This is a genomic window from Streptomyces sp. NPDC006435, from assembly GCF_040612315.1.
GTDB lineage: Bacteria > Actinomycetota > Actinomycetes > Streptomycetales > Streptomycetaceae > Streptomyces.
Map to the genome: position 1 here is coordinate 37613 of NZ_JBEXPY010000036.1, position 13273 is coordinate 50885.

Genomic DNA, 13273 nt, shown 5'->3' on the forward strand with positions numbered 1-13273 from the left:
AGGCCCGGGGCGACGGGAGCGGCCGGTGCGGTCGGGGACCGGAGGAGCGGCATGGAACTGCGTCACCTGTCCGCGTTCGTCGCCGTGGCCGAGGAGTTGCACTTCGGGCGGGCCGCGAAGCGGTTGCAGATGGCCCAGCCGCCGCTGAGCCAGCAGATCCGCCGACTGGAGAAGGAACTGGGCGTCCAGCTCTTCGAACGCAACACCCGGTCGGTGCGGCTCACCGGCGCGGGGGAGTCCTTCCTCCAGCCGGTACGGACCGTCCTCGCCGACCTCGACACCGCGGTACGGGCCGCGAGGGCGGCGGGCCGCGGCGAGCACGGGCGGGTCACGATCGGCTTCGCGGGCGCCTCCAGCCACGAGACGCTGCCGCTCCTCACCCGCGCCGTGCGCGCCGCCCACCCCGCCATCGAACTGGCCATGAAGGGGCAGACGTACGCCAACGTCGCCCTCGACCGGGTCGCCGACGGCTCGCTCGACCTGGGGTTCGTCCGGCTGCCGGTGACCCGGCCCGGGGTGGCCCACCGGGTGATCGCCGAGGAGGAGCTGGTGTGCGCGCTGCCCTCCGACCACCCGCTCGCCCGGCTGGGGAGCGTCCCCGTCGAGGTGCTCGCCGAAGAGCCCTTCGTCGCCTTCCCCGCCAACACCGGCTCCACCGTGCGCGACGCGATGGTCGGTGCCTGCGAGGCGGCCGGGTTCAACCCCCGGGTGGTGCAGGAGGCGCCCGACTCGTACACCATCCTCGCGCTGGTCGCCGCGGGCGTCGGCGTCACGCTCACCGTCACCTCCGTCCAGCACATCCAGCAGAACGGCCTCGTCTACCGGCCGCTGTCCGGCCCGCCCGTCCGGCTCCGGGCCGCGCTGGCCTGGCGGTCCGACAACCCCTCCGCCGCCCTGCGGGCGGTGCTCGCGGCGGCGGAGGAGGCACTGCCCACCCCGGCGGGCCCGGCGGGGGAAGGGACCGCCGCGCCCCACGACTGAAACGCGTCCCGCACCACGACTGAGGCGCGCCCCGCACCACTTGCCACTCGGCACCCGCCATCTGCCACTCGTCACCGAAAGGCCACGCCGTGCCCGACCAGCAGCCCGATGTCGTCATCTGTGAACCGCTGCGCACCCCCATCGGCCGTTTCGGCGGAGTGTTCGCGCAGCAGACGCCGGCCGCACTCGCCGCACGCGTCATCGCCGAGGTCGTCGCCCGCACCGGGATCGATCCCGACGCGGTCGACGAGGTGATCCTCGGCCACTCCTACCCGTCCGCCGAGGCGCCCGCCATCGGCCGGGTCGCCGCCCTCGACGCCGGACTGCCCCAGACCGTCACCGGCACCCAGGTCGACCGCCGCTGCGGCTCCGGCCTCCAGGCGGTGCTGGACGCGGCGATGCAGATCCGGGCCGGCTTCAGCCAGGTCGTCGTCGCGGGCGGCGTGGACGTGATGAGCGCCGCCCCGTACTACACGCACGAGGGCCGCTGGGGCATCAAGGGCCCCGGCCTCCAGCTCCACGACGCACTGGCCCGGGGCCGGGTCACGGCCGGCGGCGTCAACCACCCGGTGCCCGGCGGCATGATCGAGACGGCGGAGAACCTGCGGCGCGCGTACGGCATCGGCCGCGCCGAGCAGGACGCCCTCGCCCTGCGCTCGCAGCGGCGCGCCGGGCGGGCGGCGGCGGAGGGCCGCTACGACGCGGAGATCGTTCCGGTCACCGTACGGACCCGAAAGGGGGAGACCGTCGTCACCACCGACGAGCACCCCCGCCCCGACACCACCGCGGAACAACTCGCCGCGCTGCGCCCGATCATGGCGAAGTCCGACCCGGAGGCGACCGTCACCGCGGGCAACGCCAGCGGGCAGAACGACGCGGCCGCCGCCTGCCTGGTGACCGATACGGCCACCGCCGAACGCCTCGGCCTCACCCCGTTGGTCCGGCTCGTCTCGTTCGCCCGCGCCGGGGTGCCCGCCGCGACCATGGGCCTCGGCCCCGTACCCGCGACCCGGGCCGCGCTCGAACGAGCCGGACTCACCCTCGCCGACCTCGACCTGATCGAGCTCAACGAAGCCTTCGCCGCCCAAGTCCTCGCCTGCACACGTGAGTTGGGCCTCGGTGAGAAGGACCACGAGCAGCGGATCAACGTCAACGGCTCCGGGGTCTCCCTCGGCCACCCGGTCGGCGCCACCGGCGCCCGCATCCTCGCCACGCTCACCCGCGAACTGCACCGCCGCGAGGCCCGGTACGGCCTGGAGACGATGTGCATCGGCGGCGGGCAGGGCCTCTCCGCGGTCTTCGAGCGCATCACGCACTGACCACATCACGCACTGACCGCACGACCGCGAGCGCGGTGGGACGCGTCCCACCGCGCCGGCCTCCCGGGGCCCGTACCGGGTCCGGTTCCTCGGCCCCGTTCCCGCCCCGCCGCCGTCTCAGACGGCCGGGTGCCGACCGGCCTCCGGAGCCGGCGCGAGGTGGTCCCGCGGCGCGTCCGGGTCGGTCAGCCGGTTCAGTCTGGCCGGCACGTCGAGGCCGACCAGCAGCACCACGATCACCGTGCCCGCGAAGGTCAGCACGGCCAGCGCCTGCCCCAGCTCCATCCCGGACGCCAGGTGCGCGCCCAGGACCGGGGCCACCGCACCGCCCAGCGCGCCCACGTTGTACGTGAAGCCGAGCGCCGCGCCCCGGCTCCGGGTCGGGAAGTGCCCGCCGATGTAGCGGGGCAGCAGCCCGGAGATGCCGAAGCTGGTCGCCTGGAGCAGGAAGAGCAGGACGCCGAGCAGCAGCAGGTTGTCGTGCACGGCGAAGACCGGGTACACGAAGGCCAGCGAGGCGAGCAGCGTCAGCGCGTACGCCTTCTTCGCCCCGATCAGGTCGCCGAGGAAGCCCGCGGCCCAGCAGCCGGCCATGGTGCCGAAGCCGGCGAAGTACAGCACGTCGGTGACCTGGTCGGTGGTGTAGCCCAGCTCGGTCTTCAGGTACGTGGGCAGCAGTGCCTGGATCGGCCACGAGTACAGGAACGCGAAGAACAGCGTCACGATCATCGACAGGTGGAGCGCCCAGCCGCGCCGCCCGCCCAGCTGCACGGCGAAGGCGGCGAGCGCCAGTCCGGCGACCACCGAGAGCACCGGGACCGCCCCGGCGCCGCCCGGGGTGAACACCAGGAACAGCGCCACGGTGGCGACGACGACCAGGACCGTGTTCACGAGGGCCCGGCCCCGGGTCACGAACAGCGGCCGGAACGGGTTGGGCCGGGCGCCGCCGTCCGCGACGTCCTCCGCCCACTCCTCGGCCTCCGGCAGCGCGCGCCGCATCCACAGCGCGATGACGATCGGGACCAGTCCCAGGTAGAACATCCACCGCCAGCCGAGCGAGGGCACCACCCAGTTGTAGACCTGCGCGGCGAGCACCGAGCCGACCGAGAAGCCGGAGATCAGGAAGCCGCTGGCCCGGCTGCGGAGCCTGGCCGGCCAGCTCTCCATGACGTACGTGGCACTGGCGCTGTACTCGCCGGCCATGCCCATGCCGATGGCGAGCCGGGCGGCGAACAGGCTCTGGTAGTTCCACGCGAACCCGCAGGCGAAGGTGCCCAGCGAGTACAGCAGGATGCTCAGGACCATGGAGAGCTTGCGGCCGTAGCGGTCGCCGACGGCGCCGAGCACCGCGCCGCCCAGCCAGCGGGTGATGAACGCGCCGGAGATCAGACTGGCGGCCTGCACCGTGCTCAGCCCGAAGTCGTCGCTGATCTCGGTGAGGACGAGCGTGATCAGCACGAAGTCGAAGCCGTCGAGGACGTAACCGATCCAGGCGGCGAGGAACGACTTCCACTGGGTGCCGCTCACCTCTCGGTACCAGGGGAGCGTGGGGGGTGGTGTGGTCTGCACGGTGACTCCAGGGTGCGGGACGGCACTCGCCCTCGAGCGCCGGCCCGCAGGACGGTACGGGTCGGGCCCGCGGGGCGGTCGGCGGGTCGGGCCCGCGGGACGGTACGGGTCAGGGCCGGGTGAGGCCCGCGACGAAACGGGCGGTCAGGGCGGTGGGGGCGGTGATGGCGGTGCCGACGACGACGCTGTGCGCGCCGCGGGCCAGGGCCTCGGCGGCCTCTTCCGGGGTGTTGACGCGGCCCTCGGCCACCACCGGCACGTCGATCGCGGCGGCGAGCGCGGCGACCAGATCGAGATCCGGGCCGGTCTGCTCCGGGGAGCCGGGGACGTAGCCGGAGAGGGTGGTGGACACGAAGTCCGCGCCCTGCGCGGCGGCGGCGACGCCCTCGGCGAGCGTGGCGACATCTGCCATGACCAGGGCCCCGGCCCCGTGGACCGCCGTGACCAGTTCGGCGAAGGAGGAGCCGTCGGGGCGGGGCCGGTCGGTGGCGTCCGCGGCGACGACGGCGGCTCCGGCCCCGACGACCGCCAGGGCGTGCCGGACGGTCGGGGTGATGTAGACGCCCTCGTCGCCGTCCTTCCACAGGCCGATGACCGGGAGGTCCACGGCCGCCACGATCGCGGCGACGACCTCCGGTTCGTTGGCGCGGATCGCAGCGCCGCCACCGGCGACGGCCGACCGGGCGAGCCGGACGAGGGTGCCGGTCTCCCGCATCGGGTCGCCGGGGGGCGCCTGGCAGGACACGATCAGCCTGCCCCGGAGCGAGTCGGCCAGCTCCCGCGCGGATGCCGGCCCGGGGGTGGGGGACGGCTCGGGCGCGGGGGCCGGGGGCGGGGTGTCCGTCGTCTCCTGCGCGTCCGTCGTTCTGTGTGCGGAGGTCGGGTCCTGTGCGGTCATCGGCCGGCTCCCGGTCGGTGGAGGGGAAGGGTGGTGGTGAGGGCGGCGGCGCCGCGCACGGCCGCGTCGGTGCCGAACCGCGGCGGCTCGGGCCGGAGCCCGCGCAGCGGTGGCATCAGTTCCGGGACGAAGGCGGCGGTCAGCGCGTCCCAGTACAGCGGGCCGATGCGGGGCACCCCGCCGCCGACGACGACCCGGTCGGGCCCCAGGGCGTTGGCGAGCCCGCCGAGCGCGCGCCCGGTGGCTGCCGCGCCGACGGTGATGGCGCGGACGGCGTGGTCGTCGCCCCGCGCGGCGCGGGCCGCGACGGTTTCGAGCCGGTCGACGGGGGCGCCGGTCAGCCGCTCGTAGTGGGCGGCGATGCCGGGGCCGGAGGCGATGACCTCCAGGTGCCCGGTGGCGCCGCAGGTGCAGGGCAGCCCGGCCGCCGCGGGGCTCGGCAGATGGCCCAGGTGCCCGGCGACGCCGGCCGCGCCGTGCAGCATCCGCCCGTCGACGGCGATCGCGCCGCCCACGCCCGTGCCGACGGCCACGAACAACAGCGACCCGCTGCTCGTGCGTCGTGCCCCCGACGCCGTCCGGCGCGCGCCGGACGATCCGCGCCCGGCCGGATCGTGCCCGGCCGGTGCCGTTCCGTGCGGGGGTTCCGGCTCGGACGGCGCGTGGTCCGTCCCCGGGTCGGTCGGTGCCGCCAGCTCCGGCCCTGCGGTGGCGCGTACGTCGTTGTCGCAGGCCACCGGGTAGCCGGTGCGGTCCGCGAGGCCGCTGCCCAGCGCGGTGCCGGCCCAGCCGCGGATGGTGTCGGTGGCGCTGGTGACCAGGCCGCTACGGGGATCGACGACCCCGGCCGCCGCGATGCCGAGCGCCGTGGCCAGCCGCCCGGGGTCGACGGCGGCGGCGGCACCGGCGAGCGCGTCCAGCACCGCCGACGCGCCGTCCCCGGCCGGTGTCGGCCGGGTGTGCCGGGCCAGGACCGTTCCGTCGGCGGCGAGGAGCGCGGCGGCGATCTTCGTACCGCCGAGATCGAGCCCGATCACCGCCGCACCCGTTCCGGCGCCCGGTGCCGGGCCTTCGGGCACCGGGCGGGAGGAGGCGCTCATCGGACCGGGGACAGGCCGGCGGCGCGCAGGTGCCGGCCGACCTCGGCGACCGCTTCGGCGCTCAGCGGGATCTGCGGGAAGGCCGTGGCGCCGCACTCGATGACGCCGAGCAGATGGAGCGCCGCCTTGAACGAGCCGAGCGCCGAGGAACTGCGGCCCATGTCCGCCTCCGGCCCGACGTCCACCATGCCGAACAGCTCCACGAGCCGCTCCTGCTCCTGCTCGGCGAGCGTCCAGTCCCCGGCCAGGGCGGCCTCGTACAGCCGGACGTACCCGGCCGGGTCCACGTTGCCGATGCCCGGAACGACACCGTCGGCCCCGGCCAACAGGGCGGCGTCCACCGTGAGTTCGGAGCCGGTGAGCACACTGAACCCCGGCGCCGGGCCCACGCCGCGGCCACCCCGGCCGCCCAGCTCGACGAGCAGCCTGCGCAGCCCGCCCTCGTCCCCGCTGCTGTCCTTGAGACCGGCCAGGGTGCCGTCCTCGGCGAGTTCGCGCACCAGCGCGGCGGACAGCTTGCTGTGCACCGCGACCGGGATGTCGTACGCGAACAGCGGCAGGTCCACCGTCGCGCGCAGCCTCCGGAAGTGTCCGGCGATCTCCTCGGGGTGGGTCCGGGTGTAGAACGGCGCGGTGGCGACCAGGGCGTCCGCGCCGAGTCCGGCGGCGGCCCCGGCGTGGTGGATCACGCGCGCGGTGGTGGTGTCGATGACACCGGCCAGCACCGGAACCCGGCCGGCGGTCGCCTCGACCACCGTCCGCAGCGCCGTGGCGCGCTGCTCGTCGGTGAGGTACGCGACCTCGCTGGTGGAGCCGAGCGCGAACAGCCCGTGCACCCCGCCGTCCACGAGGTGCTCGACGAGCCGGGCGAGGGAAGCCGTGTCGACCTCCCCCCGGGAGTCGAGCGGGGTGCAGACCGGCGGGACGACGCCGCGCAACGGTGTGGTCAGGGACATGGTGAGGGCTCTCCAGCTCGGTCCGGGCGCCGTTCCGCGGCACCGAGGATTCCGCGGAACGCGACATGAGACGTAAGATGTCCTATGTCTGGCTCACCTTAAACAGATGCTCCTGCGACCGGTCAAGGGGCAGTCGAAGCACAGGAGGACGTTGTGACGCGCCCCACCGTGGCCCAGGACCTGGAGCGCCGGCTCAAGGAACTGATCCTGGAACGCAGGCTCGCCCCCGGTGACGCGCTGCCGACCGAGGCGGAACTGATGGAACTCTTCGGCGTCGGCCGGGTGTCGGTGCGGGAGGCGCTGAAGGGGCTCCAGGCCATGAACGTCGTGGAGATCCGCCGGGGCTCCGGAACCTTCGTCGGCTCGCTGTCGCTCTCGCCCTTCGCCGAGGGGCTCGCCTTCCGGGCGGCCGTGCGGCACCGGCGGGGCGAGCCGGGGCTGCTCGAACTGATGAAGGTGCGCGAGGCGTTGGAGACGGGGCTGATCGGCGCCGTCGCGGCCGGCATCCCGGACGGGGACCTCGACGTGCTGCGCGGCCTCGCGGCGGAGATGGGGGCCGAGGCCCGCACCGGCGGGCGGGTGGCGCGCGGCACGGACCGGGCCTTCCACCTCGCGCTCTACGCCTCGCTCGACAACCACCTGCTCAGCGAGGTGCTCGACGCCTTCTGGGCGGCCATGGACCGGGTGCGCGAGGACCTCGACGACGGCCATCAGGACCCGGTGGTCACCTGCGCCCAGCACCACGAGATCGTCGAGGCGGTGGCGGCGGCCGACGGCGAGCGCGCGGTACGCGCCATGCGCACCCACTTCGACGGCATCCGCGCCCGCCTGGAACCGCGCCGCCCGTAGTTCCGGCCGCCGCACCGGGCGGATCGCGGGCCACCGGCCGATCCGCGGCCCGCTCGATCCGTCACCGGGCCGATCCGACGGTCCGTCACCCGGCCGATCCGACGGTCCGTCAGTCCGCCGGCCGGTCCGTTCCGACGACCGCCGCGACCGCCATCCGTACCGCCCGGTCCGCCACCGCCGCGTGGTCGTCGCCCGACTCGATCGCCGTCGTGGCGGCGTTGACGATGCCCTGCAGCAGCAGTGCCGTGCGCCGGGGGTCCTCCTCGCCCAGCTCGGTGAGCGCGGCGATCAGCGGGGTGAGCAGCTCCCGGTGGACCCGCGCCGCGCTCTCCCGCACCACCGCCGCGTCCCGGACCCCGGCAAGGGCCTGGGCGAGCCGGTGCTCCCCGCTCCGCACCAGGTCCAGCTGGGACGACACGTACGCCGCGATCATCTCCTCCGGCGTGCTCGCCGCCGACATGCCCGCCCGGATGGCGTCCGTCCAGCGCGGCATCGCGTCCTCGACGACCGCGGCGAGCAGTTCGGGGCGGCCCGGGAAGTACTTGTACACGCTGTTGCGAGCCAGGCCGGTGGCCCTGGCGACCGCCGCGAAGGTCACGGCCTCGGCGTCGCCCTCCTCCAGCAGCGCGCGCGCCGCCCGCACCAGGGCCAGTCGCTGCTGGGCGTGGTGCTCGGCGACCGTGGCGGCGCTGATCCGGGGCACGCGCCCAAGTGTAGGAGGCCGGACCCGTCGATCGACCCCCCAGTTGGGGACGGTGCGTCGCCATCATCTATGTTGGCGACACACCGTCCCTAACATCGATCCATCGAAGGGAACCGCCGTGTTCCTCGCACTGCTGGAGCTGCGCGCCGCCCGAGGGCGCTTCCTGCTCATGGGGTCCGTCGTGGTGCTCGTCGCCGCACTCGTCGGCATCGTCTCCGGCTTCACCACCGGCCTCGGCGACGACACCGTCTCCGCGCTGCGCCGCCTCCCGGCCGCGCAGTTCGTCTTCTCCTCCGACGCCCGGTCCGACCAGTTCGCCCGCAGCCTCCTCGACGAGGACACCGCCGGCGCCTGGCGGAAGGACGCGGGTACCGGCACCGCACCGCTGGGCGTCTCCATCACCCGCGGCACGACGGACCGGGGCGCCGAGGTCGACCTCGCCGCCTTCGGCATCGAGCCCGACTCCTTCCTCGCCCCGTCCGTCACCCGGGGCGAGGGCCTCAAGGGCGCCGGAGCGGACAGCATCGTGATCTCCGCGAAACTCGCCGACGAGGGCGTGCGCGTCGGCGACACCCTCGTCATCGACCGGCTCGGCATCGAACTGCGCGTCATCGGCCTGACCGAACGCCTCAGCTACGGTCACGTGCCCGCCGCCTACGTCCCGCTGAAGACCTGGCAGCGCATCCGGTTCAGCACCCCGGGCGCCCCCGCCTCCGCCGCCGCGGCGATACCCGACCAGTTCAGCGCGCTGGCCCTGAGCACCGCGCCGGGCACCCCGGCCGCCACCCTCGACGAACGCCACTCCACCACCACCCTCACCAAGGAGAAGGCGTACGAGGCGGCCCCGGGCTACACCGGCGAACGCGTCACCATGACCTCGATCCAGGTCTTCCTCTACCTGATCGCCCCCCTGGTGGTCGGCGCCTTCTTCGCCGTGTGGACCGTGCAGCGCCAGCCCGAACTCGCCCTGCTGCGCGCGCTCGGCGCCTCCCGGCGGCGGCTGCTCGCCCACACCGTGCTCCAGGCGGGCCTGGTCGTCGTCCTCGGCACCGCCGCGGGCGCCGCGCTCGCCGCGGCGGTCGGACTCCTGGTCGGCGAGAAGGTGCCGTTCAGCCTGCCCGCCGTCACCCTCGCCACCACCATGTGCACCGTCGCGGCCGTCGGCCTGGCGGGCACCGCGCTGACCCTGCGCCGGGTCACCCGAGCCGACCCCCTGACCATGCTGGGAGCCAACCGATGAGTCTCGAACTGATCTCCGTCACCGTCGGGTTCGGCCGCGCCGACGCCCGTACCACCGTCCTCGACGGCCTCGACGTCACCTTCGAGCCCGGCCGCACCACCGCGCTCGTCGGCCCCTCGGGCTCCGGCAAGTCCACCCTGCTTGCCGTCGCCGGGGCGCTGCTGCGGCCCGACTCCGGGCAGGTCCTGCTGGACGGCGACGACCTCGCCGAGCTCTCCGACCGGGGACGCGCCAAGGTGCGCAGGGAACGCGTCGGCTACATGTTCCAGAGCGGCAACCTGCTCTCCGGGCTGCCCGCCGTCGAGCAGTTGCTGGCCGCCGCGTACATCGGCGGCGAACGGCCCCGCGCCCACCGGGCCCGCGCCGAGGAGGCGCTGACCCGGGTCGGTCTCGGCCACCGGCTGCGCCACCGGCCCGACCAGCTCTCCGGCGGCGAGCGCCAGCGCGTAGCCCTGGCCCGCGCGCTCTTCCGCTCCCCGAAGCTCCTGCTGGTCGACGAACCGACCGCGGCTGTCGACCGGTCGCAGGCGGGCGAACTGGCCGAACTCCTCGCCGAGCGCACCCGCCAGGACGACTGCGTCACGGTCGTCGCCACCCACGACCCGGCCGTGGCGGAGGCCGCCGACCGGATCGTGGACATGGCCGAACTGACCGCCGCGGGAGCCGGGGCCGCACGCCCCGGCCGCTGAGGCACCGGACCCCGGCCGCGCCCCCCCCGCGGGTCGCGGCCGGGAACCGGGCGCACCGGGCGCGGACACCGGCCGCCGGAACCGGTCCCGGAGACCGGACGGCTACGTCCGGTGCACGTCGCCGTACAGATAACTCCGGTCGCCGTTCAACGAGGCCCGGCTCCATGCCTCCACCTCGGCGGGCCCCATCGTCGGCCAGTCGGGCGTGCGCTCCACCAGGGCGCGCCCCAGCCGACGGCCCAGTTCCACCAGCCGGGTCCCCTCGGCGGTGCGCTCGTCGGCGTACCGGCGCAGCGCCTCGGCCATCGGGACCCCGGCGCGCAGGGCCCGTTCCAGACACAGCGCGTCCTGCAGCGCCTTGACCGCGCCACTGGCCGTGTGCGGCCTGGTGACGCTCGCCGCGTCGCCCGCCAGCAGGAACGGCGGCTCGGCGACGCGCGGCGTCACGAAGTCGGCGACCGGATGGAGGGCCCGCGTCCCGTGCTCACCGCGGGCGACGATGTCGGCCCACTCCGCCGGGAAGTGCTCCTCGGCCAGGTCGCGCACGTATTCGACGGGCACCGGCTCCCGCGCCCCGGCCGACCGCGGGGCGGACCCGTAGACGACATGGGCCAGCAGCCGCGAGCCGGGCACCGGACCCGGAATCAGATAGAAGACGGCGTGCCCGCCGGGGAACCCCAGAGTGACCCAGGCGGTCCGCAGCAGTTCCAGCGGTCCGGGATGGTCGCGGAGCACGTCCAGCGGGATCGTGCCCCGCCACGCCAGGTACCCGGCGGGCACCGGCCGGACGTCCGGTGCCACCAGGGCGCGGGTGACGGACCGGTGTCCGTCCGCCCCCACCACGATGTCGTACTCCCGCTCCCCGCCCCCGGTACGGATCAGGGCACGGCCCGAGGACGACCGGCCGACGGACTCGACGGGCAGCCCGCGGCGGTACACGCCCTTCCCGACCCGCCCGTGCAACGCCCGCCACAGCAGACCCCAGTTGCACGCGGCCACCGGGGACCGCTGGCGGGCCAGCTCGCGCGAGGACCGCCCGCCCGGGGCCCGGGTGAGCCAGACGCGGTCGGCGACCGGGACCGTCGGCATGTCCGCGCCCAGGTAGCCGCCGGTCACCAGCTCCCGGTGGAGCGGGGGCGGCATGACGATGCCGAAGCCCCGCTCCTGCAACGCGCCGTCGCTGCGTTCGTGGACGGTGACCTCCGCCCCGGCCCGTCCCGCCGCGATCGCCATGGCGCAGCCGGCGATGCTGCCGCCGACCACCCCGATGCGTAAACCCGTCACCGCCACCGATCCACCGCCCGTCCCGACGCCCCCGAGGTGCTGACCGTCCTCATCGTCGCACCCGCCCGGGGACGGGACGGGGGACACGCGGCGTGCACCCCGGGCGTACGGCGTCGCCCGGGGCGCACGCGGCCTTCCGGGAGACGGCGCGCCCCGATCGCAGGGACCGGGGCGCCGTCCGGTCACGGAGCGACCGTCACCGTCCCGCCGCCGGACGCCTGGAGGCCCATCGTGCGGTACGTCGCGGTGAGGGCGGCGTTCCCCGAGGCCCCCGCCGCCACGGTGACCGGGACCTCGATGTTGGCGCCCTGGCCCGGGTCCAGCGCGGGAATGCTCCGCTGCTGCGCCGTCCAGCCCGCCGGTACGGTCAGGTCGACCGTGCCGGCCGCGCGCCGTACGTCCATCCGGTTGACGACGCGGACCGTCACCTCCGCGGCCGTCCCCGCCCTCAGAGTGGCCGGCGGGGTGATGGTGATGTCGGCGCAGGTGCCGCCCAGCCACTTCAGATCGAAGGACGCGTACGTGATGTGCTGGTAGTCGGCCCGCTCGTAGAGCAGCCCGAGGCGGCCGCCGGGCAGCCGGGTCAGCGTCGAGTAGGCGGCGGAGCCCGGGTCGACGACCTTCCTGATCGGCCAGGACCTCCCGTTGTCGCAGGACATCTTCACCGTCAGGTTCCGCCGCGCCGACGCGTCCTCGGTGTTGCTGAACAGCAGCCACGACGACTGCGGGTCCGACGGCGGGGCGTCGGGGGCGTAACGCATCACCGAGGCGTTGTTCGCCGGGTCGGTGAGCCGGGTGTCCTGGACGAACGGGGTGTAGTTGACGCCGCCGTCGGTGGAGTACGCGACCGTCCGGTACGGCTTCGAACGGTTGTTGAGCATCACCCTGCCGTCCGAGAGCTCCACGGTCTTGTTCTCGTCGCCGCCGGGCCCGACCGGGTTGCCCGTCCTCCAGGTCTCGCCGTGGTCGTCGCTGTAGGCGCTGACCGCGTGGTTGGCACCGTTGATGCGGACGGCGTACTGCTGGATCAGCCGCCCCTCGTACGTGCCGTGCCGCAACTGGATGCCCTCCCCGGAGGCGGCGAACATGCCCGCCCAGGCGGGGTTCTTGATCTGCTTGGTGATGCGGCGGTGGGTCCAGGTCAGCCCGTCGTCGTCGGAGTAGCTGTAGTCGGCCTGGAGGACGTTCGGGTCGTTCTCGTCGTTGCCGGTGCCCGAGCCGAAGAAGCCCTGGTTCACCGAGGCCGCGTAGAAGAGGAAGATCCGGCCGGTGTCCCGGTCGACGAGGAGGCTGGGGTCGCCGTACCCCTTGGGCGCGGCGTCCTTGCGGACCACCTGCTGCGGCTGCCAGGTGACGCCCCCGTCGGTGCTGCGGCGCAGTACGACGGAGATGTTGCCCGGCAGGTCGCCCAGGGTGGGCCGGGCGTCGTAGGCCGCGAGGACCGTGCCCCTGACGGAGGTGGTGAGCGCCGGGATGCGGTAGTGGGGCGAGCCCACCCCGTCGACGGTCAGGTCCTGGAAGGTCAGCCGGCCCGGGGCGGGGGCGGTGGCTCCGTGGGCGGTGCCGGCCGCGGTGGCGACCAGCAGGGCGGCGGCGAGCAGGGCGAGGGGGGCTTTTCGCTGCATGGGTGATCTCTCTTCTCGGAAGGGGTGGTGCTTCTGGGAAGGGCGGAGGATCGGGGGAGC

The 13273-nt window shown here is 74.8% G+C and carries 12 protein-coding genes; 5 read left to right on the forward strand and 7 right to left on the reverse strand.

The window, feature by feature from the left end:
• Positions 1–51 precede the first annotated feature (51 nt).
• A complete protein-coding gene (locus ABZZ04_RS29140) occupies positions 52–981 on the forward strand; it encodes a LysR family transcriptional regulator (RefSeq protein ID WP_356935204.1) in 930 nt (309 codons plus the stop codon).
• Between the two features lie 89 nt (positions 982–1070).
• Positions 1071–2300 carry an acetyl-CoA C-acetyltransferase gene (locus tag ABZZ04_RS29145; protein WP_356935205.1) on the forward strand — a complete coding sequence of 410 codons (1230 nt, stop codon included), beginning with the start codon at positions 1071–1073 and terminating at the stop codon, positions 2298–2300.
• Positions 2301–2417: 117 nt separating this feature from the next.
• Here the strand turns inward: ABZZ04_RS29145 and ABZZ04_RS29150 are convergent, their stop codons facing one another.
• The 4 genes from ABZZ04_RS29150 to ABZZ04_RS29165 all read right to left on the reverse strand — a co-directional run bounded on the left by ABZZ04_RS29150 (position 2418) and on the right by ABZZ04_RS29165 (position 6823).
• Entirely contained in the window at positions 2418–3869 is a 1452-nt protein-coding gene (locus ABZZ04_RS29150) for a sialate:H+ symport family MFS transporter (RefSeq protein ID WP_356935206.1), read from the reverse strand.
• Between the two features lie 109 nt (positions 3870–3978).
• Entirely contained in the window at positions 3979–4767 is a 789-nt protein-coding gene (locus tag ABZZ04_RS29155) for a putative N-acetylmannosamine-6-phosphate 2-epimerase (RefSeq protein WP_356935207.1), read from the reverse strand.
• A complete protein-coding gene (locus ABZZ04_RS29160; RefSeq protein WP_356935208.1) occupies positions 4764–5867 on the reverse strand; it encodes an ROK family protein in 1104 nt (367 codons plus the stop codon). Before ABZZ04_RS29160 ends, ABZZ04_RS29155 begins: the two co-directional genes overlap by 4 nt.
• Entirely contained in the window at positions 5864–6823 is a 960-nt protein-coding gene (locus ABZZ04_RS29165; RefSeq protein WP_356935209.1) for a dihydrodipicolinate synthase family protein, read from the reverse strand. Before ABZZ04_RS29165 ends, ABZZ04_RS29160 begins: the two co-directional genes overlap by 4 nt.
• Positions 6824–6976: 153 nt before the next feature.
• Here ABZZ04_RS29165 and ABZZ04_RS29170 point away from each other — a divergent pair, with 153 nt between their 5' ends.
• A complete protein-coding gene (locus ABZZ04_RS29170) occupies positions 6977–7672 on the forward strand; it encodes a FadR/GntR family transcriptional regulator (protein WP_356935210.1) in 696 nt (231 codons plus the stop codon).
• Positions 7673–7781: 109 nt separating this feature from the next.
• Here the strand turns inward: ABZZ04_RS29170 and ABZZ04_RS29175 are convergent, their stop codons facing one another.
• Positions 7782–8375: a helix-turn-helix domain-containing protein gene (locus tag ABZZ04_RS29175; RefSeq protein ID WP_356935211.1), complete on the reverse strand. Its 594-nt coding sequence runs from the start codon at positions 8373–8375 to the stop codon at positions 7782–7784.
• A gap of 118 nt (positions 8376–8493) precedes the next feature.
• Between ABZZ04_RS29175 and ABZZ04_RS29180 the strand changes: the two genes are divergently transcribed.
• Positions 8494–9615 (forward strand): ABC transporter permease, encoded by a 1122-nt coding sequence (locus ABZZ04_RS29180; RefSeq protein ID WP_356935212.1) that lies wholly within the window; start codon positions 8494–8496, stop codon positions 9613–9615.
• Positions 9612–10304, forward strand: coding sequence for an ABC transporter ATP-binding protein (locus tag ABZZ04_RS29185; protein ID WP_356935213.1), 693 nt, complete (start codon positions 9612–9614; stop codon positions 10302–10304). The genes ABZZ04_RS29180 and ABZZ04_RS29185 overlap by 4 nt, the downstream gene beginning before the upstream one ends.
• A gap of 102 nt (positions 10305–10406) precedes the next feature.
• Here ABZZ04_RS29185 and ABZZ04_RS29190 read toward each other — a convergent pair whose 3' ends face one another.
• Positions 10407–11588 (reverse strand): FAD-dependent monooxygenase, encoded by a 1182-nt coding sequence (locus tag ABZZ04_RS29190; RefSeq protein ID WP_356935214.1) that lies wholly within the window; start codon positions 11586–11588, stop codon positions 10407–10409.
• Between the two features lie 182 nt (positions 11589–11770).
• Positions 11771–13213, reverse strand: a complete 1443-nt coding sequence (locus tag ABZZ04_RS29195) for an exo-alpha-sialidase (protein WP_356935215.1) — start codon at positions 13211–13213, stop codon at positions 11771–11773.
• Between the last annotated feature and the right edge of the window lie 60 nt (positions 13214–13273).